This is a genomic window from Acinetobacter sp. YH12138, from assembly GCF_015218525.1.
GTDB classification, from domain to species: Bacteria; Pseudomonadota; Gammaproteobacteria; order Pseudomonadales; family Moraxellaceae; genus Acinetobacter; species Acinetobacter amyesii.
Genome location: NZ_CP048670.1, coordinates 1,518,696 through 1,541,503, shown reverse-complemented (window position 1 = coordinate 1,541,503; position 22,808 = coordinate 1,518,696). Strand labels below are relative to the sequence as shown.

Below are 22,808 nucleotides of genomic sequence, written 5' to 3'. Positions count from 1 at the left end.
CAATGTACTGCTAATTGGTTAGGTTTTTCTCATCGATACGATCTAATAGGAACGAATTAAGCAGTTTTAAGCAACTCAATAATGCTCTGGTTCAGTCTCGTTCATATGAGTGCTGGCTTTTAAAAACAACCAAGCCATTGATTTCGCCAAGAAATTCCACTTGCCCATATTTGGCTGCTTTCAGCGCGGCTAAATGTTCCTCAACTGACATATACAACTCATGATTTTGCTGTGCATGTGGTGCATATAAATGATCACATACAAAATACACGCCTTGTGTATTTAACAACGTTTTTACAGTCCGATGAAACTCTGCTGCATACGCCTTATGTCTCAATTCATGTAAGGCCTGATGAATAATAATCACATCAAAGATACTTTTTTCATTGAAGTGAAGAGATTTTTCCCAATCCGATTGTTTGAAATCCCCTGTTATAAAATTACATTTTAAGCGTTGAGTTGTACTTAGTTTTTCTTTTGCCAAGTCATGCATATCTTCGGAAAAATCAAATGCTGTGTAATCTATATTTGGACAATGATTAATTAAAAAATCAGCCAAATAACCTGGACCTGAACCCAGTTCAAGTACACGGGCATTCGGGTTGAAAGCCAAAATAGAGTCAACATACATTTGAAAGATGTCATAATGCCACGGTCGTTTTAGATTCACTTCAGCTGCCCACTGTTTAGCTTCGATTGGATCTTTTAAGTCTATGGGGGCTGGGCACATCATTTATGTGTATATTATTTTCGCAATTCATTTTTCTTAGACTTAATTTAGATAGATTGAATGCTATTTATACATAAAATATCTCAATAAAAGCAAAGGTTTTACTCACACTTGATGATGCTTTAACATCCACCTCTTATTTTGTTTTATCTCCTCCTAAAGTTTTCTAATGCAATTTTTTGATTTAAGCCGCCAATTTAATTTAAGTGATATTTTAACGCCTTTTACAACGCTCTCTGACCTTGGTCATCAAGAATGGTTTTTGTCGAAAGTTCGGGTTGAGCATGACTGCTTATCTGACAATGACATGATTGAAGGCCAAGCTGTACTTAAATCTAATCACAATATTCAAATTGAGTTGGAATGGTTAATTCAAGATACAGGTCATGAATTACAGCTTTTATTTAAAGGCATTGAAACTGCAGCTAGCGAAGAAACTTTGGTGATCGTGAAAGGCGCGCAAATTGTAAATGATGCAAACAAAAAAGTTTCATCCCAGACTCTGAGTTTATGGATCGATGGCACTTTACTGCCTATGCTGCCGAATATTCGCAAAGAAATTAAAGCGCGTTTAAACCTTTGGGATTATGTTGAATATGATGGCTAAGGAATTGGTGTTTATCCATTATTAAGATGCCACCTTTTAATCATTGAATGTTTGCCTGTTTAAATGAGACATATATTTCAAGGTATCTCACAATAACGTAAACTTCCTTAAAGTAAGCCTATATCTTTAAATAAGCTTTGATAGGCCTCAGCTTTTTTTTCCAGTGCCAATGGATAAGCTCTAGATGATGATGGCATGCGGTATAAAGTCAAATCTCTGCCTGCAAATTCGGTACGAACAGCATGCCCAATGTGTGGTTTTTCAGTATTTTCTGGCATCGAGAGCATCAAAGTATCAGTCGCCTTGTCTCCCGTCGTCATAATACTGTGGCAATTCGGCATCTGTGTAAGCAGCTTCGCAATGTCGGTTGGCTGATAGATCTGTAAAAACTTGTCTGATGCATTGCCTTTCAAACGAATCACTTGATAGGCCGTATCAAAAATGCCTATACCTTTTTCATTTAAAAAATCTCGAATGAGCTGTTCTTTAAAAGTCTTGCTCTCTACATTGAGAAAATGATTTTTATCCTGAAAAAAACATAGGCCAAAGATTTTCCACATATCATTTTGGAAATTTGGATAATAAAAATCCATCTTCCAGCGTGTTTTGGGTGGAGGAAAACTCCCTAGCATCAAGAGTTTCCCATTTGATGGCAAAAATGGCGCTAAAGGATGCGTTTCGATTTGCGGATTCACGTCTGAAATATCTTTACTCATATAGATGTAACTTCACCAAGTGATTGAATCATATATTATCTATGAAAATTGTTCAGTGATATGTTTCGCTATTTTTTCAGCCCATAACTGATAAATTTCTTTACTCGGGTGAAAGCCGTCTTTGGCCATTTTTAATTTTTTTTCACGATACTCGTGTAAATCGTATTGAATTAATCTCATATTCGCTTGAGTATTAACATAATTTTTTTAACAGCGCATTCATCTTTTGCGAATATTGTCCAAACAACCATGACAATGGAAACGGTAAAGCTGGAAACTCATTCATTGGTGGCACACCTGAAATGATCAATAGCTGTGGATGAAACCTTTCCTCGACAGCTTGATATAACCACTGCTGGAGCTTCAACCATTGGTCTGGCTGTTTTAAAGCTGTGACATCATTGACACCAACAGAGCTGATCACGACATCAAAGTTCTGCATAGTGACATTGTCCAAAGCATTGATGATTTGCTGGCTGTTATGCCCCGTTGTGGCTTCAAGGCAAAAGTGAACTTGATAATCAGGCGATAAAATTTTAAGCAATTGTCCTAATAGCGCATCCGACTGATGCTCGACGCCGACACCTGCTGCTGAATCACCTAGTATTAATACCGATAATGGTCGATTACCCTGACCACTCATCCCACAACGTTCTCCCATCGGTTCTGCTAAACGTGGTGTATTTTTTTTCACACGGTAACCTTGGATCAGTAATGCAGGTAACAGCAGCAGTGTTGATACTTTGAGTAGCATAATATTTAGCAATGATTGAGAGCTTGTCGACTGCATTATTTTAATTAGTTTAAAAAACAAAGCATTGACTCTATTGTTATTTTTCTACATTTTCTTTTATTAAAAGCATCATTCTGGGGCATATTGCTAGTTTTTTATATTAATAATGATTATCATTTATTAGTTTTCATCCTACCTATTTTATTATTTCAATGAAAAAACTTTCCCCACTTTTTTTAGCTTGCTCTATGAGCATTGCTGTTTCTTCTGCTTTTGCCCAAACTCAAAATTCACCCGCTTTAACCGATACAACAGAAAAAAAACATTTCCCCTATGCTGCTGCATGTGAAGATGTCAAAGCGCAAAGCCAAATATTACTAAAACTACAACATCAGTTAAATCAAAATCCAAAACAACATGCTCAAATACTAGAAGATTTTTGGAAGCGTGTAGAGCTTATGGGTACACCAATCATCGAAAACTATGATGAACAACATAGCCGCATAGTTTTCTTATGGAAAGGTGCGCAGCATAATGTTCGTCTTATTGGTGGCCCGAGTAATGACCATGAATGGTTAACACGCCTACCAAATACCGATATTTGGTTTAAAGAGTCGATTATTGATCATCGTTATATTGGCAGTTATAGCTTTGCTGTCGATTTACCGAACTTAGAAGGCTATCTGTCAAATTATTGTCCGCATCTTAATCCTAAACTTAAAGAATCAAGAACGCAGCGTCGTGCTGTGATACAAGTGCAACGGATTGATCCTTTCAACAAAAACATTTATCTCGCAAGTAATGATACATCAGGCTTGCGTAATGAAAATTTAGTGGCGCTTAAAGATGCCCCGCCTTTTATTGATCCAAAACAATATCCAAATGTTAAACAGCCCCAATTACAAGAGTTTGTTCTAGACAGCAAAATTTTGAATAACTCACGTAAAATCCAAATTTACCAATCTAAAGCTAAGAAAAATGAAAGCTATATCACCGCTATATTTTTTGATGGTCAGCAATATAACGAGTTGCTGAATGTTCCAAAGGCATTAGATATATTAGTTGAGCAAGGTCAGTTACCGCCAATTCAAGCCATTTTTGTTTCTCCACCGAACGATCAGGAACGACCGAAAGAATTAACACCAAATACTAAATTTTCAGCATTTTTTAGTGATGAACTGATGCCTTGGATTCAAAAAAATGCACCTGCAAAAGTCGATTCGAAGAAAACGGTACTACTTGGGTCAAGTCTTGGCGGTTTAAGTTCAGCTTATTTAGCCTTAGAAAATCCAAATCAAATTAGTCATGTCGTACCGTTATCTGGATCATTTTGGTGGCAAAATGCGCCGACAGACCTCCCTAATGGCATGAGTAAAATCATTCGTGATAAAACCTCACAACCTAAACAGCATTGGTTTATTACTGCCAATAGTTATGAAAGCTCTCGAAATAATAATGAACTGAGTATTTTAGAGACTTCACCTATTGTTGCAGCCGATTTAAAAAATAAAGGTCATGATGTGCATTACCAATCATATATCAGCGGACATTCCTACGCGGTATGGCAAGTTGCCTTGCAAGATGCGCTCAAGCATTTTTTTGCACACAAGTAATTTATAAAAGTTTAGATCATAAAAAAGCCCTCAATTGAGGGCTTTTTTTGAAGCCAGTACTGATTTAATTCCAGCGATTTATGCGTTTAAAGGTTCCAAAATCATTGAAACGTACACCAACCTCACGCATGACTTGGTGTGCAGTTTTTGCGGTTAGATGACGAATATAAAACGGCTCTTTGACCACAAAATGGTGGATGGCATGGGTCGAACCAAAGTTAAAGCAAAATAATTGCATTGGGAACAACCACCACGGATTTAACACCTGAGTTTGTTTAATGACATCGCGTGGGTCAATATCACCATAATAATGCATATTTGAGCTGATAAATTGTAAGCAGAAAGAACGTATAAAGTTCGGAATAATCCAAACCACAGCTAGAAAATTAATCGTTGGAATTAACTTTACTAAATTGACTGACCAACTAATACTTTGCCCTAACATTGGAGCAATACCATTCACTACATGATAAATGACAAATACATACCAAATGCCGTAATAAACAAAACTTAAGGGGAAAAATCCAGTCAATTGAGAGAACAATGCCGTTTTACGTTCTTTTTCAGGTTGTTTTTCAATGAATGTCCTAATCATCTTGAACATTTGAAATGGGCGCAAATAAACCGTCATCAATTGATCGCTAATGACCAATATACGACGTAAACCCCACGGCATGCCATTACTAATGCCCCGTTCTTCCAAATCGTATTCTGAACCTGAATATTTATGGTGGTTGAGATGCAAACGACGACGTGCCCAAGGACTAATAGTATTCGGACGTGCTAACCACACCAAGGCCAACATGAGATGGTGAGCCCACGGCGTCTTTTTAAAGTACATATAATGAATCAGGTCATGTTCTAATTCATGTGTCAGTGAAGCAAACATCGCCACCAAAATCACACAAGCCCATGCTGGTAAAATGCCAACAGCAAACGCCCAAGCTGAACCCAACATTCCTAGTAGCGCAAAAATAAGGATGGCTGCGCCTATAAAGTTTTGATGTTTTAAAATGGGATATTGCTGACGTAAGTCTTCACCAGCTTTCGTTACGACAGTTCTGACTTTGTTAATTCGCTGTTGATCTGTCATATCGGAAGACATAGACATAGTACAAACCTAAAAATTAATGAACAGTTGTACATTAAAGCAAATTAAAAAAAAGGAAATCGCTATTTTGAGAACAAATCATCGTCTGTTCAAATATTCAACATTTTATTTATTTTCAATATCTTATTTATAAATAATCTGAGTATTTACTCCATTTTTTCTTTGCAAAATCGGCTGCTTTTTATGTCTTTTCATCACAGGTTTTATGTATTCCTTTTTAACCTACAGAGGATGACGAATATCATTTGAGAATAATAAAGCCCCAAAATTGGAGCTTTATTATTGCATAAAGGTTTAACCCAATTTATTCACGATCTTCAACGGCAATACTTTCATCGCAAGACCTAAAGGCAACCACGGCCATTGTGGTACATAAGCTTTAACTGGTGCTTTCTCAATGGCTTTTGCTAAAAGATGTGAACCAGTTTTTTCATCGACTTCAAATGGTAGTTTTTTCGCACCTTCATTGATCTCCGTACGAATATAACCTGGGAAAATTGTCGTCACTTTAATTGGGGTATCAATCAGCTCTGCACGAATACCTTCAGCTAGAGCAGCAACACCTGCTTTACTTGCACCATAAGCCGTTAAATGTTTAGGCATACCACGCATAGCACTCATCGACGAAATCACCACCAAATGCCCTGCATTTTGGCTACGGAAAATTTCAACCGCAGCTTCGCATTGCGCCAAAGCAGAGATAAAGTTAGTTTCAACTGTGGCGCGGTTAATTTCAAAATTACCTTTACCAATACGACGACCTTCACCGACACCTGCGTTGACAATAACACGGTCAATACTGCCAAAATCTGCTTTAAAGGCACGGAACACTTCAAACACTTGATCGTAATTTGTGACATCGAGGGTTTTCGCAATCACTTTGATGCCATATTGGCTTTCCAGTTCATTTTTTAGCGTTTCTAGACGCTCTAAACGACGTGCACAAATGGCTAAGTTGTAGCCTTTTTGTGCAAACTCGCGTGCCATTCCTGCACCAATCCCTGAGCTTGCACCTGTAATTAAAATTGTTTTAGCCATGATAATTCCTTTGTTTATCTTAGATCCAAGTCAATAAATTTGGATCAACTGCTTTTATAAAATGATGTTCATTTAAACTGAGTAATTGCGGTTCATTTCCAACCAAACGCAGTGTTGTCATACTGGTATTGGCAATGGCCCAATTAAGTGCAAATGTTTTTTCAGGACTCAGCCCTAAAATTTTACCGACTGCAACGGAGATCACTCCACCTGAACTAAACACAACGGCATAACGCGGTTTGGTTTCAGCCAGTTGAGTGCATAACTTTTCTAGCGCTGTTTCGACTCGATTTTTAAAATGTGGCCAAGATTCATCGTATTCATGATGAAATTCTCCGCCTGTCCAACGTTCAATGGCACCTTCAAAAATTTTAGATAAATAAGCACGCGGGTTTTCATGCTTAGACACATCTTCTTTTAATAAATGCGGTTGGTTAAATCGAGGTTCATATTGAGCAAAAACTTGCTGATGATTAAATTCATTCCACGCGTTATCTGTATCAACTTGTGCTTCTGGAAAGCATTCAGCCAATGCAAGATTGGCTGTTTGTTGATGACGTTGCATGGAGCCCGTAACTACATAAGGACTTTCTTTTAAAATACGGTCGAAATACTGTCCCAGCACCTTAGCCTGTAGCTCACCATTGGGAGAAAGCTTGTCATAGCTTTCTGCACCAAAAGAAGCCTGACCGTGCCGAATTAAATATATCGTGGTCATTTCCCTAAAATATCCTTCATTTTTTCAATATATTTTTGTGCCACATCATTGGCTTCAAGTTTTTGCAAACCAATAAGTTTTAAGGCACGAATATGTAAAGCATGGATCACAATCCAAAAATCTTTGAATGCCGGATTATTGGTTTGCTTGTGGTAAAAGCGATAATAAATTTGCTGTGCGATTACGGCTAAACGGAAAATGCCGAACACTTCATAAAAGGTCCAATTGTCCGTTTGAAGACCAGTTTTTTCTAAGTAATATTCAACGACTTCTTTACGGCTAAACATGCCTTTCAAGTTAGTCGGCTGACGGCGTGTCGCTTTAAAAATTGCGTTATCGCCACTTTCAACCCAATACGCTAAAGCTGAACCTAAGTCCATCAGCGGATCGCCAAGCGTTGCCATTTCCCAATCCAATACGCCAATCACTTGGGTAGGATCATTTGGATCTAAAATGACGTTGTCAAAACGCCAATCGTTATGAATTACACAGGTTTTAGAGTCAGCAGGAATATTGTCTTTGAGCCAATTACGGACATATTTAAAAGAAGGAACATTTAAGGTTTTGGCTTTTTCATAGCGTGCGTCCCAACCTTCCACTTGACGTCGACAGTATCCGTCGCCCTTGCCTATTTTTTCTAAAGAGGTGCCTTCATAAGGCACTTGATGCAGTTCAATTAACTTATCGATGACGTTGGTACACAACGCTCGAACTTGAGTTTCATCAAAATTGATTTCTTTGGGTAAGTTTGCACGTGGAATGATGCCTTCTACGCGTTTCATCACGTAGAAATCACAGCCAATCACTGATTCGTCCTGACATAGTGCCACCATTTCAGGGAGCACAGGATAAAATTCAGATAATGCTTTCTGTACGTTATATTCACGTGCCATATCATGTGCAGACTTGGCTTTGGTGCCTTTTGGAGGACGACGTAAGATTAAATCAGCATTGTCGTATTTTAAGCGATAAGTCCAATTTGACGCGCCACCTGAATATTGAGTGACTTCTACAGGCCCTTCTATTTCAACGCCATGTTCAATCAACCAATTTCCTACAGCACGTACATCCAGTTCTTCACCCTCACGAACTGAACCGCCTACATCGATCACTGACATGCTTTTCTTCCTAAACTTGAATCTATCATGATGATAAAAATATAATTTTCTATAGTTTTATAGCATGGACAACTCAGGGTTGCCATGCCAAATATGTGACTACAACTTGTTTATTTTTTACGGCGGCTGCTGTAACCGCGCTTTGCCAATTCTAATTTAGCAATCATACCTTTATGCACTTCATCAGGGCCATCAGCTAGACGCAGTGAACGTGCTTGCGCAAAGAAACCTGTGAGCGGTGTATCTCGAGAAACTCCAGCACCACCGTGGATTTGAATCGCCATATCGACAACTTTTTCTAAGACACTCGGCGCAACTACTTTAATTGCAGAAATCTCGGTTAATGCAGCCATATTCCCTAGAGTATCCATTTTATATGCTGCATAAAGGGTCAGTAAACGTGCCTGATCAATCGCAACACGTGCTTCTGCTACGCGTTCTAAATTGCCACCGAGTTTTAAAATTTCTTTACCAAAAGCAGTACGGCTCATACCGCGGTCAATCATCAGTTCTAGCGATTTTTCGGCAGCACCAATACAACGCATACAATGATGAATACGGCCTGGGCCTAAACGACCTTGTGCAATTTCAAAACCTTGACCTGCGCCGCCAATAAAGTTTGCAACAGGAACACGAACATTTGTGAAGCTAATTTCACCATGTCCATGTGGCGCATCATAGTCGCCAAAGACCGGAAGCATACGTTCTATTTTGACTCCATCCGTATCTACTGGAACTAAAACCATAGAATGCTGATGATGACGGTCTTTGCTTTCATCTGGTGTATGCGCCATAAAAATAATGATTTTGGCATTTGGATCACCTAAACCTGAAGACCACCATTTACGTCCATTCAACACAATTTCGTCGCCTTCAACGACAGCTGTAGCTTCCATATTGGTTGCATCACTTGAAGCAACAGCAGGTTCTGTCATACAAAATACTGAACGGATTTTGCCGTCCAGTAATGGTGTTAACCATTGCTGCTTTTGTTCTTCGGTACCATAACGCCAAATCACTTCCATATTGCCGCTGTCAGGTGCATTGCAATTGAATACCGTAGGTGCAAGTAAGCTACGGCCTGAAAGTTCTGCGATGTGTGCATATTCTTGTACAGATAAGCCTTGCCCAAGTTCAGAACAAGGTAAGAACATATTCCATAAGCCCGCAGCTTTGGCTTTATCTTTTAAGACCTCTAACTGTGCCGGCCATTGCCATTTGGTCCAATCGCCACCTTGGTTCAGCTCATGAACTTCTGCCCAAAACTCAGTTTCTACAGGCTCAATTTCATCTTTAATAAATTTTTTTGTTCTTTCAATATAATCTTGTGCACGTGCTGAAAGTTCAAACATGACAACATCCTTTAAATATTATGTTCTTTACGCTTTACAACACCATAACCTGAAATCTAATATGAACAAAATGATTTAATTCAATAGATGAACATGAATAGTATTCATAAAAATACCGTCATCGATATGGGTGTTTTCCACCGTATGGATATCAATTTATATCCGCTGTATATCGCAATTTATGAACAAAAAAGCATTTCAAAAGCTGCGCAAATTTTGTGTATTACTCAATCTGCAGCGAGTCATGCACTTCAACGGTTAAGACAACATTTACACGATGACTTATTTGTACGTGCTGGAGCAAAAATGCTTCCGACGCCATTTGCCGAGCAGATTTATCCCGTAATTAAAAATGCGCTTATTGCGATTCAAAGCATTTCTATCCAAAAACAACAATTTACGCCGTCGATGGTACAGAGCTTGAAAATTGCGGTACATGATGAAATTGAACCGATCATTTTTCCCAAGTTAGTTGAACACTTTCAACAGCAACAGTTTCAGATCCAATTTTCCAGTATCAAATTAGATCGTAAAACCATTGTGGCTGATCTAGCTGCACAGCAAATCGATTTTGCGATTGACCTTGAGCAAAACTTTGGTGAAAAGATTAATTTTCAAACCTTAGTTGAAGACCAATTCGTGGTTTGTAGTCAACATCCCAAAATGGATGAACATATTTATCTTTCGGCTCCTCATATTGGGGTTTCTTCCCGACGTGCAGGTGTATTAGTCGAGGATATTTATTTAAATCGTAAAAAACACTCTAGAGAGATTTTATTACGCTGTCAGCATTACTCTACTGCGCTACAAATTTTGGCACAGCAGCCCAAGGCGATATTGACGATTCCGCAAAATATTTTGACGCATTTACAGGTTGCTCCCGAACTGAATATTTTTGATGTACCTGTAGACTTGCCGAAAATTAAATTAGGGATGTATTGGCATAATGATTTGGAATTAAATTCACGGCATGTCTTTTTGCGAAGCGAAATTTCTAAAATATTTGCTTAGGCTATTTTTTATGATGGTATATCAATTTGCTTAGGCTATTTAAATGGGTTTAGATTGAATTCTGCGTGATGAAACTTGCTGTATATTTATAGATCAAATGCTGATTATTTAATGTATTTTTAACTGACCGCCGGTTTATTCGACAGCCATAAATCATGAGTTCTTATAAAATCTAAATTCCTGTTTTTATGCGATATGAGCTCGTTCATATCATTTTGTATGCTTTCAAATCTCTCCGCGAATTGGCTCATGGCGTTAGGTGCAGTATTGTGCCTGATCACAGTCTATGTTCTCTATAAAGTCACCATTTTCTTAAAGGATTTTTTCCAGCCTTTTAAGAAAGGGAAATCATACCTCTGTCGTGTATCTGATATTAGTGATGGCGACACCCTCACCTGCTATCGGATGAATCTAAGACGTTCTAAAACCAAACTTCGCTTTGCTTATGTGGATGCGCCAGAATCGACACAAGCCTACGGTAAAGAGTCAGCCCGCCTGATCAAATCCATGGTTTATAAGAAATTTGTCCGCGTAAAAATCACTGATGTAGACCGTTATGGCCGCTGCGTTGGGGTTATTTATCGCTATCGTAAATGCATGAATGAAGAAATGGTAAAACGTGGTGCTGCGTGGGTGTACGAAGAATACATCCGTGACCAAAAGCATTTGCACTATATGATGAATTTACAAAGTAAAGCACGTAAACAAAAGAAAGGTTTGTGGAAAGCCAGTCGTCCAATGCGCCCTAAAGAGTATCGTAAATTACATAAATAACAGACCACATTACAGCATGGCTAAGGAATATTTGATGACTTAGCCATGTCTAATATTTGACCTTTTTTTACTTCGCTATACAATAATGCTGCCCTTTTGGGCATAGAAAATAAATTAGATAATTAAAATTGGAATAATAATGACTGAACTTACTTCAAGCGAATTGAATCCGTTTCAACAAGATCAAAATATTCAACCTCAAATTCAAAAAGCCGATCACCCACTGTCTCCTGAAGGACGTTTTGGCCGCCTGTCCTATTTAGCGTGGTTATTTATCATTAGCATGATTTATACCTGTCTATTGGGCATCAGCGTCGCGCTAGGTCTTTTTGCATTTTTCAATTCAGCAGAACGTAGTATTGAAGCACTTTTTAATTCATTCTTAGGACTCAGTGCGATCGCTCTCATTGTCGTTTCTATCGTTGCAATGTTTGTCGCAATGATCTGCATTACGATTCGTCGTTTACATGATCTAAATAAAAGCGGTTGGCTCTGCTTAATTTTTCTCATCCCTCTGGTCGGTACCATCTTTAGCATTTATGTGATGGCTGCAAAAGGCACCGAAGGTGAAAATAAATATGGCATTAAGCGTCCAACGGAACAAACAGAGAAAGTTATTGGGTCACTGTATCTGATCTTGATGATTGTTTATTTATTGGTCATGATCCCATTGATGTTCAATATGCAAAGTATGATGAGCAATTTAGAACAAGCCCAATTACAAGAACAAGCAATGATGTCTGAAGGTGAACCTGAAGAATTAACAGATGAACAACTTGCAGCTTATTTAGAGCAAGCTGAATCAGAAGGTGAAGAATTTGCTTATGCAGATGGTGAAAGTGTAGAAATTTCAGAAAATGCAGACAGTTCAGCGGAAGATGCTGCAATTGCAGCTGCAGAAGCTTCTGTAGAATAAACCCGTATTGTTTAAAGTATCAATTCAACGATATGCATTGAACGATAAGCTTTATATGAAATGTTATGCAAGAAAACCTGTGTGCGCGCAGGTTTTTTTATACCTGTTATTTATGCTTTAAGTTGTTCACTTGAATTCAAAATAAATTAGGCGTAAAGTTGCGATAATTTAGTTACCCTAGTTAACTATTATGAATTCCACATTAGGTTTCCGCTCTTCACTTCTACGCTGTGCGCGTTTGATGAGTGATGAAATCAACACGATTTTATTGCCCTATCAATTGAACTATTCACTTTGGCAAGTCATGTTTGTCATCCGTGAAAAAACCGCTTGTACATCTATTGAAATAGCGGAATATTTAAATGTATCCAAGCCATCCATCACTAAGCGTGTCAAAATTCTTGCTCAGATGGATATTTTGGCACATGTGCAAACTGACGATAAACGTCAAAAGAAAATGATGCTCAGCGAGACTGGACGTGAGTTATTTCAGCAATGTGCAAAAGACATAGATGCCTTTGAGCAGCGCCTGATAGCGCCATTAGCTAGCCAAGATATCCAACATTCCATTCAAATTTTACACCGTCTCATGCAAGAACTTGAACAAAGCACTGTAGGTGATGATCATGCAAGATAAAGCACCACTTTGGACTCGAAATTTTATTTTAGTCAGCGCCATTAACTTCCAATTGGTTTTAACCTTTTATCTCTTGGTTGTGGTGATCGTGGGCTATGCGGTGGCTGAATTGGGTGCGACTACAGCCCAAGCAGGTTTAGTTTCAGGCTTGTTCATTGTCGGCACATTGGTCGGGCGTTTATTGGTGGGTAAGTTCCTAGAGCGTTTTGGTCGTAAAACAACACTGATCGTTGGTTTAATTGGCTTTTTAATTTTTTCTGGTTTTTACTTCATACAGTTTGGCGTCGGCATATTGCTCTTCATACGCTTTATGCATGGCTTTATGATGGGTATGGCATCAACAGTGCTGGGTACCTTAATTGCCCAAATCTTACCAGCGACACGTCGCGGTGAAGGCATTGGCTACTACAGTATGAGTAGTACTTTAGGTACAGCTATTGGGCCATTTCTTGCCATTTGGATGATGTTACACATTGGTTATCACGCGATTTTTATCGTTTCTACGATTATCGCATTGAGCTGCCTATTGGTTGCCTTACTGATTCAAGTGCCCGATTTACCCAAAATCAATAAACCCCTCGATACTGTTGAAGCCGTCAAAAAACCGTGTTGGATTGCTCAATTTGTAGAACCTAAAGCATTACCGATATCATTCATCATGCTTTTCGCTTCAATCTGCTATTCAGGTGTTTTATCTTTCATTAACTTCTATGCCAAAGAAATCGATTTGGTTGAAACAGCCTCGTTTTTCTTTTTGATGTATGCCATTGCGATTTTAATTTCTCGCCCATTTACCGGCCCGTTGATGGACCGTAAAGGTGAAAATGTAGTGATCTACCCTGCTTTTGTGATTATGGGCGTGGCATTGGTATTACTCAGCATCACTCAGAGTTCATGGATGCTTTTACTTTGTGCAGGCCTACTTGGACTCGGTTATGGCAATATTCAGTCGGTCTGCCAAACAGTTGCGGTAAAAAGTGCGCCGCTTGAACGTATGGGCTTTGCCACTTCGACTTTCTTTATATTTTTGGATGCAGGCTTAGGCTTTGGACCATACTTTATCGGTAAATTGCTCGACCATATTGGTTACTCACAATTGTATTTGTATAGCGCATTTGCTGCCTTTGCATGTATTGGTGCTTACTACATTGTACATGGTCGTTATACCGTTCGAACTGCTTAAACTATAACTAAACATCAAATCGTCGGCTGAAACGTCGACGATATTCTAAGGGGCTCAGCCCAGTTTTTTTCTGAAATAACCGTCGAAATGAGCTTGGGTCACTATAGCCAACATCTCGCATAATCAGATCTAAAGCATGTCCCGTTTCTTCTAAACGCTTTCGTGCAGCTTCAATCCGTATTGATTGTAAGTACTGATTCGGTGGAATATCCAAAGCCGCTTTAAAATGTCGAATCAATGTCCTCGTTGTCACATTAAACTGCACCGCAAGTTCATCTAAGACTATATTTTCATGATAATGCTGTTCCAACCAATCTTGAACTTTTTGCACTAAACCATCCTGATGCGGTTTAGATATTTTCAATAATGAATAGGACAACTGACTATCACGACGATAATCCAATACAAATGATTTTGCCGTATGGATTGCCGTTTCAAAACCATAAAAACGTTCTATTAGGTGTAGTCCCAAATCAAACCATGCTAAGCCACCTCCAGCACAGTAAATATTTTGATCATGGCTAATGAGCTGATCTGCATTCAGTTTCACCAAAGGATAGCGTTCACGAAACATTTGCTGAAAGCCCCAATGCGTCGTTGCCTGCTTACCATCTAAAAGCCCTGCTTCTGCCAGAAAAAAATTACCCGTACAATTTCCTGCGATCAGTCCGCTCTGCAATTGCCGAGTTTTTAATAATTCGATCAGTGCTGCGTTTTGCGCTAAAACATCTAAGATCGGCGCCCCAATAGTTGGGACAATGATGACATCTGCATCTGTTATTTCAGAAAATGCTAAATCTGCATAAAGCTTGATGCCATTGATACATTGCACAGCTTGACCATGTTGTGAGGCAATTTTAACCTGAAATAGCCGCTGCACATTTTGTTTTTGAATCCGGTTCCAACTGACCCCCGCCATTGCAAAGAGATCAACAACCCCAGTAATCGCAGAAGCCAAAGCACCATCAAATGCTAAAATTATGATTTTCTTCATTTAAAGTTCAAATTATCAAAATGTCATTTTTGACTTATTAAGTGTCATTATTGACAATTTTATATCCAAAAATCAACTGCTAGTCTTGATGCATAAAATTCAACCCGATTAGAGATTGAGCAATGGCGCAGTTAATCAATGACAAAGATTTAAATTTTTTGCTATTTGACGTGTTTAAAGCGCAAGACTTAACGCATTACACACGTTTTGCTGAGCATGATGCTGAAACCTTCAAAAGCATCCTAGAAACTGCACAAGGTATCGCTCAAGACTTTTTTGCCCCCCATAACGCAACAGCCGATCAGAACGAACCTACCTTTGATGGTCAACAGGTTAAAACCATTGCTGAAGTCAAAACGGCATGGAAACAATTTGCAGATGCAGGTCTGCTTTGTGCGCAGCATGATTATGATGCAGGCGGTATGCAACTTCCGACTTTGATCAACATGGCTGCAAATGCTTATTTCATGTCAGCAAATCCTTCATCAGTGGCTTATTCATTTCTAACCGCTGCGGCTGCAAATGTGATTCAAGCTTTCGGTACGACTGAACAAAAAGATATGTTTGTACCGCATATGTTTAGTGGTCGTTTTGCAGGAACGATGGCCATGACTGAACCTGATGTGGGTTCATCTTTAGGTGATTTGACCACAAAAGCCATACAGCAAGCCGATGGTACCTACCTCATCAAAGGCCAAAAGATGTTTATTTCAGGGGGTGACCAAGACATCACTGAAAATATCGTGCATTTGGTCCTTGCTCGCATCCAAGACGCACCTCAGGGCGTGAAAGGTATATCGCTGTTTATTGTTCCGAAGTTTAAAACCCTGAGCGATGGTTCACTTGCAGGCGCCAATGACGTTCAACTGGCTGGCTTATTACATAAAATGGGCTACAGAGGTACAACATCGACAGTACTGAGCTTTGGTGAAAAAGACCAATGTACAGGCTATCTGATTGGTGAAGCAGGTGCTGGTCTTAAATATATGTTTAAGATGATGAATGAAGCACGAGTCGGTGTCGGCTTAGGTGCAGCCATGATTGGATACCGTGGCTATTTAGAGTCACTCGAATATGCCAAAAACCGTCCACAAGGTCGCTTAGTATCAGATAAAAATCCTGCTGCGAAACCTGTCAATATCATTCAACATACAGATGTTAAACGGATGCTTTTGGCGCAAAAATCTTATGTGGAAGGCGCACTTGCATTATGCCTATTTGCTGCACGATTAATTGATGAACATCAAGCCGCTAACAACGAAGACAGTGCGCTGTTATTAGATTTAATTATCCCTGTCGTCAAATCATTCCCTTCTGCCTATGGTCCAAAAGCCAATGATTTAGCCATCCAAGTTTTAGGTGGTGCGGGCTATACCCGTGAATATCCACTTGAACAATGCTATCGCGACAATCGCTTAAATCCGATCCATGAAGGCACATTTGGCATTCAATCTTTGGATTTGTTGGGTCGTAAGCTTTGGCAGCACAACAGTAAAGGTTTGATGCTGTTATTACAACGTATGCAAAATACGATTGATCAAGCTCAACATCCAAAAACGCAAGCGCTTGCAGCAATTTTTTCAGCGCATTTAAACACGGTGAAGAAAATCACACAAAGTTTGGGACAAGTCCTCGCCCAAGGTCGTGTCGATCAGGCGCTGGGTAATTCTGCCTTGTATCTAGACATGATGGGCAAAGTCATCATTTCATGGCTATGGCTTGAAATGGCCAATCAAGCTCTTGTGAAATTTGAACATTCAGATTTAGCTGAAGATCAACAATTCTTAGCCGGTAAATTACAAGCCGCGCAATATTTTATCCGCTGGGAATTACCTGAAATAGAGCACCAAGCCAAGTTATTGCTAGAACTTGATGATACTTGCCTCAACATGCAAGAAAGTTGGTTCTAGTCACCCGTTTAGCTCAGTCCTCAATGGGCTAATCTGGACAAGGTTTTCACGGATGAAAATCTTGTCCAACCCTATCTATTTCAATAAAATTGCAATAAAAAAGGAACTTAGTTTTCGTTCCTTTTTTATCAAAATTGAGTGTTATACACTGCAATTATTGGAAGACTTTAAAACGAGCGGCATCTTCCATATAGCCTTTTTCTTTCGCTTCACCTTCCACTGAACCAAAAACCAATTGAGCACGAAGTTTCCAATTCGCAGGAATGTCCCATTCAGCATGCGCTTGTTCATCCACAATTGGGTTGTAATGCTGTAATGATGCGCCTAAACCTTCGGTGTGCAATGCGGTCCAAGTCGCAAATTGGGCAATGGCAGTTGAATGTTCGGCCCAAATCGGAAAGTTTTCTGCATAAGAAGGAAACTGTGCTTGTAGGCCACTGACCACATCCAAATCTTCAAAGAACAGAACTGTACCTAAACCTGCTGCAAAACTTGCCATTTTAGCTGTCGTCTTCGCAGCACTTGCTTCATCTTTTGCATAAGATTTTAATTTGTCAGCGACTAAGCCCCAAAATTTTTCGCTTTCACCATTAAATAAAATAACAGCACGAGAAGATTGTGAGTTAAATGAAGATGGGCTTTGTTTAATCGCTGTTTGGATCAAATCAGTTAAATATTCTGTGCTTTGGCTTACATTGTCCCCAATAGCATAAATAGTGCGACGTTTGCTTATCAGGTCAATAAACTGATTTGACATATAAAATGATCCTTTAGAATATAATGTGCAGATGAGTCAGAAACATTTGGAATGGTAAGTATCGCGACTTTCCAAATGTTGGAATGCTTCAGTTACTTGATGGGTCACTATGAAACAGTCACTTGTCGAAGTAAATCTGAAGTTCTGCTGTACATATAAAAAATCCTCCTAAGCGGAGGATTTTTCGACTAAAACCTTATGAAGTTTAGAATTTTGCTTCTAGCACATTCGCTGACACTTTGTTTTTCCAAAGCTCACGTAAAGTCGGTAGATAGAATTTTTCACCTAGCTCAACCAACTCTGCATCAATCAAACCATGAACTTCGTGCATGAATAGATAATCCAGTTCAACAGTTTGTAATTTTGACTGTGCTTTTTTATATTCTTTGCGCTTTTGCTGAGCTTTTTTTACCAAGTTATCTGCATAAGCACGGTCTTTATATTGCGCAATAGCATTCAAACGCAGTTCGATTACGCCCCAACCACTGAGTAGTAATTTGAATTTTTCAAAATCAGTAATAGTAGATTCCCAGCTCATTTCTTCTAGATTTTCATTCTCAGGCAAAACTGGTAGCAAAAGCTCCATAACACTTGGGAAAATCTTTTTAAAATTCAAAACAAATTTAACAGGATGCTCGCCCGGATAGTCTTTAAATTGAACGTTCTTTTGGACATCTGTCAAATAGATGGTGAGCATTGGGGGAAATCCTTAAATAAAACACTGTCTTGCAAATATTTATTCAAACAAATGTCAAATAGCAACGAAAACAGAAAAAGAAAGGCATTTTAACAAGTGTGCCAATGAATTCAAAGCCCAATCCTATGAATTACTTGCTTCATACTCCGGCCTTGCTGCATTTTGTTCGTTGCCCTATTTTTAATAAACAGTCCTGTTTATATACATACATTTCAAGATGACTATGATTCAAAAAAATATGTGTTAGCCAGTATTCAGCGATAAAAAGAATTAAAAAGTTATCCAATAAAAAGAGAGGCTGAATATGAATCAGCCCCTCTTTTTATTTTCAAACACTCTAGATGAATGATCTCAAAACAATTTATTTGGTATTGGGTGAAACCATTTGCTCAGGACGAACCACTTCATCAAATTGCTCTGCAGTGACTAAACCGAGTTCTACCGCAACTTGCTTTAGAGTTTTACCTTCTTTATATGCAGTTTTAGCAACTTTCGCAGCATTTTCATAACCAATTACAGGATTGAGTGCCGTAACTAACATTAATGAATCATGTAAGAAATGATCGATTTTTTCACGGTTTGGCTCAATGCCTACTGCACAGTGGTCATTAAAGCTATTACATGCATCACCGAGGAGTTGAATAGATTGCAATAAGTTAAAGGCAATAACCGGCATAAACACGTTTAATTCAAAGTTACCCGATGCCCCAGCAACATTAATGGTTGTGTCATTTCCAAGTACTTGAGCAACCACCATCGTCATAGCTTCACTTTGAGTTGGATTAACCTTACCTGGCATGATGCTTGAACCTGGTTCATTTTCTGGAATGCGTAGCTCACCAAAACCACAGCGTGGGCCACTGGCTAACCAGCGCACGTCATTGGCGATTTTATTTAAACTTACAGCAAGTGTTTTTAACGCCCCCGATGCAAATACAGCAGCATCACGTCCTGCAAGTGCTTCAAATTTATTTGGCGCAGTGACAAATGGCAGACCCGTTTGTTTCGCAAGTTCTGCTGCTGCTTTTACAGCATATTCAGGATGTGCATTCAGACCTGTGCCGACCGCTGTACCACCTAGTGGTAATTCATACAGTCCTTCTAAAGCTTGATTTAAACGCTTCAAACCATTATCGACCTGTGAAACATAGCCACTAAACTCTTGGCCTAATGTTAAAGGCGTTGCGTCCTGTAAATGTGTACGGCCAATTTTAACAATATCTTTAAATTCTTTAGATTTAGCTTCTAAGGTATTACGCAGTTTCGTTACAGCAGGAATTAAAAGCTCATTGATTTGTAGACTTGCAGCCACATGGATTGCAGTTGGGAATGAATCGTTGGTCGATTGAGCACGATTGACATGATCATTGGGATGGACAGGTTTTTGTGAACCCAATGGATTGCCTAGTTTTTGATTGGCAATATTGGCAATTACCTCATTACAGTTCATGTTACTTTGCGTACCTGAACCAGTTTGCCAAACTACCAGTGGGAATTGTGCATCCCATTGACCTGAGATCACTTCTTCGGCTGCGTTGACGATATAACCAGAAAGTTCCTGAGGGATTTGACCCAATGCTGCGTTGGTGATCGCAGCTGATTTTTTCACGAGACCCATTGCACGAATCATTGGACGTGGTAAACGTTCACCACCAATTTTAAAGTTTTGCAAACTACGCTGTGTTTGTGCACCCCACATCGCATCGCTAGGTACTTCAACATCGCCCATTGTGTCATGTTCAATACGTGTTTGCATAAATGACCTCATATCCTTATCTATAAAACTTGAACGTCTGTGCAGAATCAAATTCTGCTGATAAATACAGTTTAGGTAACTTGCTTAGATTTGTAAATAATAACCATTATCAATTATAAGTGGTTTATTTGATAATCTTTATCGTGATTTTATAAAGAAAATCATGCACGACGATTAAAATTACCCAATACAAGACGAGTTAATTCCCTCTTAATGTTTGTTGATAGAAACGCCATTCATCTTCTAGCATTTTCTTTAAATCTTGTTCAGGCTGCCAATCAAAAGTACTTTTCGCTTTCTGTGTACTTGCCCCAAGCTGGTCATATTCATGGCTTGGGTAAAAACTAGATTCGACCGTCTTAATCTCGGCCTTAGTTACTTCTGAAAGCGTATCTAATAGTTGCTGTATCGAAACCAACTCACCTGAAATATTAAAAGCCTCACAGGCGAATTGCTGCTGCGACAACCATTGCAAACATTGCCACACCGCCTTACAACAGTCGAGTACATGCACGAAACTCCGTTCCACAGTACCATCTTCAGTTTTAGCTTGTTTGCGAAGTTCGATAAAATCTCGTTGTAAAGCCCCAACTTGCATCGCTAGTGGCACGATATTTTTTGGCAATGGCGCTACAAACTCACCTAAAACTGCATGTTCGAATGCACCTGCGACGTTTCCTAAACGCAAAATCGCAATTTTCCACTCATTATCAGTACGTGCCGTATCCCGTATAATTTCTTCCACCATTTGTTGAGATTTCACATAGGGATTTGGATAGGTAAAATTGATTTCTGTGTCTTCTGTTAATTCTGCCGACGACTGTCCATATACCGCTAAACTTGATAAATGGATCAGTGTTCGTACACCTGTTCGCTGCATAGCACGCAGCAAACTCATGATACAACTGACATTATCATTATAATATTCAAGTGGTTTAAGGACGGATTCTTCCAATGACTTAAAGCCTGCCGTATGAATGACAGCATCGACGTTATATTGTTCAAATACTTTATTGAGTGCGGGAGTATTGCGAATATCGAGTTTGACAAAAGGGACATACATGCCTGAAATAAATTCAAGTCGTTCAAGTGTTTGTAAATTTGCATTGGATAAATTATCCACAATAATGACTTCTTGACCTTGAGCCATTAAACTCAAGGCTATATGTGAGCCTATAAAGCCTAAACCACCAGTCACTAAAATCATTGTTTAGATACTCCTTATAGTTATCAAGCTTTTACAAATCTTTGGCATCATCTTGGTGTCGTCACCAACTTATCTACAGATCTAAATTTTGAAATTTCGCCTCAGCATTTTTCATGAGCCGAATAATCTGCAAGAGCATTCTAGTTTTATCTTACTGCTTTAGAATTTTGACTGTGTTGCAGTTATGGATATTAACTGTATTTGATTTACGACAAATGACCTCGCTAGCGATCCAATTTGAAGACATCACAATTATTCGTGGCATTTGAGTGAACGCGTTTAGAAGAAGATATTTAAAAATAGTCGCACGGCAAACATATTACACAGCAACAAAATATTAGAAATGATCTTGATCGAATGAGCAAATTGAATTGAGCAGTCTGACTATTTTTGAGGTATAGGATCTGGATGTGAATGCCAGATGAATCATTAGAATTACTCATCTAGCAAGATGTTGGCAATGTAACTGCAACAGCAGCAAAAGTTTGAAATCGCAAATATCTAGCAAACTTAATTTAGCGGATATAGCCTTTTTTAATCATGGCTGAAAATACAAATTCATAAACTTTTAAGATCATGCTCACCAAATAAGACCCATATTTTCGCCATAAAGACAGTCCAACAAAATTCAGCAAAACCGCAATGATCAGCGCTCCCGCCATATCCATTGGATAATGCACACCTAAATAGACTCTCGACCACGCCACAAGAAAAGCGAAAGCTAGAAATACATAGCCGACAGCTTTTTGCTTTGAAAAAATATAAGAAAATGCAATCGTGCTAAAAAACAGCATGTGATCACTCGGGAAGGATCCATTCGGTGAATGTTCTATAATCGTGCGTCCAACGTCCAAGACAAAAGGCCTTGGATAGTAAAAGAAAATTGAAATCACTTGGCTGATTAGAAATGCGACAACTGTAAAAACAGTGGCTTTAACAATTTGTTTTTTGGTGTCAAAATTGCCTTTAAACCAAGCCAAAAACATCAAGAGAATCACGATATAAAATAGATCATTGGCTATAAATATGGCGAAAGAAATGGTGAAATCTAAAGCATTGTCCGAAGCATTGATTGAATTAAATAAACTTAAATTAAATTTCTCTATATTCATGAGATGGTTTAAAAAATGAAAAGATCATAGCACTCAGCAAAATCAAAAATTGCATTTTATTCATATAAAGATTATTCAGTATGTAACTGCACAGTTTATTTATGAAAAGTGATGGCTT

Annotated in this window: 21 protein-coding genes and 1 pseudogene; 8 read left to right on the top strand and 14 right to left on the bottom strand. The window is 38.8% G+C overall.

The features are described 5' to 3' along the window. Positions 1–91 precede the first annotated feature (91 nt). Positions 92–733 carry a class I SAM-dependent methyltransferase gene (locus G0029_RS07550; protein WP_180107121.1) on the bottom strand — a complete coding sequence of 214 codons (642 nt, stop codon included), beginning with the start codon at positions 731–733 and terminating at the stop codon, positions 92–94. A 166-nt stretch (positions 734–899) separates the two neighbouring features. On the opposite strand from G0029_RS07550, the gene G0029_RS07545 reads away from it, so the two are divergent. Further along, positions 900–1,337 (top strand): hypothetical protein, encoded by a 438-nt coding sequence (locus G0029_RS07545; protein WP_111884355.1) that lies wholly within the window; start codon positions 900–902, stop codon positions 1,335–1,337. A 107-nt stretch (positions 1,338–1,444) separates the two neighbouring features. On the opposite strand, the gene G0029_RS07540 is transcribed toward G0029_RS07545, so the two are convergent. Together G0029_RS07540 and G0029_RS07535 are read right to left on the bottom strand one after the other, a co-directional pair. Further along, positions 1,445–2,053 carry a uracil-DNA glycosylase family protein gene (locus G0029_RS07540; protein WP_180107123.1) on the bottom strand — a complete coding sequence of 203 codons (609 nt, stop codon included), beginning with the start codon at positions 2,051–2,053 and terminating at the stop codon, positions 1,445–1,447. 39 nt (positions 2,054–2,092) lie between these two features. Next, positions 2,093–2,807, bottom strand: a pseudogene (locus tag G0029_RS07535) (SGNH/GDSL hydrolase family protein). 227 nt (positions 2,808–3,034) lie between these two features. Here G0029_RS07535 and G0029_RS07530 point away from each other — a divergent pair. Then, positions 3,035–4,399 (top strand): alpha/beta hydrolase-fold protein, encoded by a 1,365-nt coding sequence (locus tag G0029_RS07530; RefSeq protein ID WP_180107125.1) that lies wholly within the window; start codon positions 3,035–3,037, stop codon positions 4,397–4,399. Positions 4,400–4,463: 64 nt separating this feature from the next. Here the strand turns inward: G0029_RS07530 and G0029_RS07525 are convergent, their stop codons facing one another. The 5 genes from G0029_RS07525 to G0029_RS07505 all read right to left on the bottom strand — a co-directional run bounded on the left by G0029_RS07525 (position 4,464) and on the right by G0029_RS07505 (position 9,736). Then, entirely contained in the window at positions 4,464–5,510 is a 1,047-nt protein-coding gene (locus tag G0029_RS07525) for a fatty acid desaturase (protein ID WP_180107127.1), read from the bottom strand. A 294-nt stretch (positions 5,511–5,804) separates the two neighbouring features. Next, the gene (locus tag G0029_RS07520; RefSeq protein ID WP_078193819.1) at positions 5,805–6,548 is read right to left on the bottom strand and encodes an SDR family oxidoreductase; all 744 of its coding nucleotides are present in this window, start codon (positions 6,546–6,548) and stop codon (positions 5,805–5,807) included. Between the two features lie 19 nt (positions 6,549–6,567). Beyond that, a complete protein-coding gene (locus G0029_RS07515; RefSeq protein ID WP_180107129.1) occupies positions 6,568–7,266 on the bottom strand; it encodes a histidine phosphatase family protein in 699 nt (232 codons plus the stop codon). Further along, on the bottom strand, positions 7,263–8,384 hold the full coding sequence (locus tag G0029_RS07510; protein ID WP_180107131.1) for a phosphotransferase family protein: 1,122 nt from the start codon (positions 8,382–8,384) through the stop codon (positions 7,263–7,265). The genes G0029_RS07515 and G0029_RS07510 overlap by 4 nt, the downstream gene beginning before the upstream one ends. Before the next feature lie 110 nt (positions 8,385–8,494). Beyond that, the gene (locus G0029_RS07505) at positions 8,495–9,736 is read right to left on the bottom strand and encodes an acyl-CoA dehydrogenase family protein (protein ID WP_180035742.1); all 1,242 of its coding nucleotides are present in this window, start codon (positions 9,734–9,736) and stop codon (positions 8,495–8,497) included. A 93-nt stretch (positions 9,737–9,829) separates the two neighbouring features. Between G0029_RS07505 and G0029_RS07500 the strand changes: the two genes are divergently transcribed. The 5 genes from G0029_RS07500 to G0029_RS07480 all read left to right on the top strand — a co-directional run bounded on the left by G0029_RS07500 (position 9,830) and on the right by G0029_RS07480 (position 14,257). Then, positions 9,830–10,747 carry a LysR family transcriptional regulator gene (locus G0029_RS07500; protein ID WP_180109875.1) on the top strand — a complete coding sequence of 306 codons (918 nt, stop codon included), beginning with the start codon at positions 9,830–9,832 and terminating at the stop codon, positions 10,745–10,747. Between the two features lie 219 nt (positions 10,748–10,966). Next, on the top strand, positions 10,967–11,521 hold the full coding sequence (locus G0029_RS07495; protein WP_078193824.1) for a thermonuclease family protein: 555 nt from the start codon (positions 10,967–10,969) through the stop codon (positions 11,519–11,521). Between the two features lie 139 nt (positions 11,522–11,660). Next, on the top strand, positions 11,661–12,437 hold the full coding sequence (locus G0029_RS07490; RefSeq protein WP_180107133.1) for a DUF805 domain-containing protein: 777 nt from the start codon (positions 11,661–11,663) through the stop codon (positions 12,435–12,437). A gap of 187 nt (positions 12,438–12,624) precedes the next feature. After that, entirely contained in the window at positions 12,625–13,074 is a 450-nt protein-coding gene (locus tag G0029_RS07485; protein ID WP_373683041.1) for a MarR family winged helix-turn-helix transcriptional regulator, read from the top strand. Further along, entirely contained in the window at positions 13,058–14,257 is a 1,200-nt protein-coding gene (locus tag G0029_RS07480) for an MFS transporter (RefSeq protein WP_180107135.1), read from the top strand. Before G0029_RS07485 ends, G0029_RS07480 begins: the two co-directional genes overlap by 17 nt. A gap of 7 nt (positions 14,258–14,264) precedes the next feature. On the opposite strand, the gene G0029_RS07475 is transcribed toward G0029_RS07480, so the two are convergent. Then, the gene (locus G0029_RS07475) at positions 14,265–15,251 is read right to left on the bottom strand and encodes a GlxA family transcriptional regulator (RefSeq protein ID WP_180107137.1); all 987 of its coding nucleotides are present in this window, start codon (positions 15,249–15,251) and stop codon (positions 14,265–14,267) included. A 122-nt stretch (positions 15,252–15,373) separates the two neighbouring features. Between G0029_RS07475 and G0029_RS07470 the strand changes: the two genes are divergently transcribed. Then, the gene (locus G0029_RS07470) at positions 15,374–17,161 is read left to right on the top strand and encodes an acyl-CoA dehydrogenase (protein WP_180109874.1); all 1,788 of its coding nucleotides are present in this window, start codon (positions 15,374–15,376) and stop codon (positions 17,159–17,161) included. Positions 17,162–17,315: 154 nt separating this feature from the next. On the opposite strand, the gene G0029_RS07465 is transcribed toward G0029_RS07470, so the two are convergent. From G0029_RS07465 to G0029_RS07445, 5 genes are all read right to left on the bottom strand, one after another. Then, a complete protein-coding gene (locus tag G0029_RS07465; protein ID WP_180107142.1) occupies positions 17,316–17,918 on the bottom strand; it encodes a nitroreductase family protein in 603 nt (200 codons plus the stop codon). A 205-nt stretch (positions 17,919–18,123) separates the two neighbouring features. Next, complete coding sequence (locus G0029_RS07460; RefSeq protein WP_180107144.1) at positions 18,124–18,615, bottom strand: hypothetical protein; 492 nt, start codon at positions 18,613–18,615, stop codon at positions 18,124–18,126. A 361-nt stretch (positions 18,616–18,976) separates the two neighbouring features. Beyond that, positions 18,977–20,371 carry a class II fumarate hydratase gene (fumC, locus tag G0029_RS07455; protein ID WP_180107146.1) on the bottom strand — a complete coding sequence of 465 codons (1,395 nt, stop codon included), beginning with the start codon at positions 20,369–20,371 and terminating at the stop codon, positions 18,977–18,979. A 199-nt stretch (positions 20,372–20,570) separates the two neighbouring features. After that, positions 20,571–21,578, bottom strand: a complete 1,008-nt coding sequence (locus G0029_RS07450; protein ID WP_180107148.1) for an SDR family NAD(P)-dependent oxidoreductase — start codon at positions 21,576–21,578, stop codon at positions 20,571–20,573. A 515-nt stretch (positions 21,579–22,093) separates the two neighbouring features. Continuing rightward, a complete protein-coding gene (locus G0029_RS07445; RefSeq protein WP_180107150.1) occupies positions 22,094–22,690 on the bottom strand; it encodes a phosphatase PAP2 family protein in 597 nt (198 codons plus the stop codon). Positions 22,691–22,808: the final 118 nt, after the last annotated feature.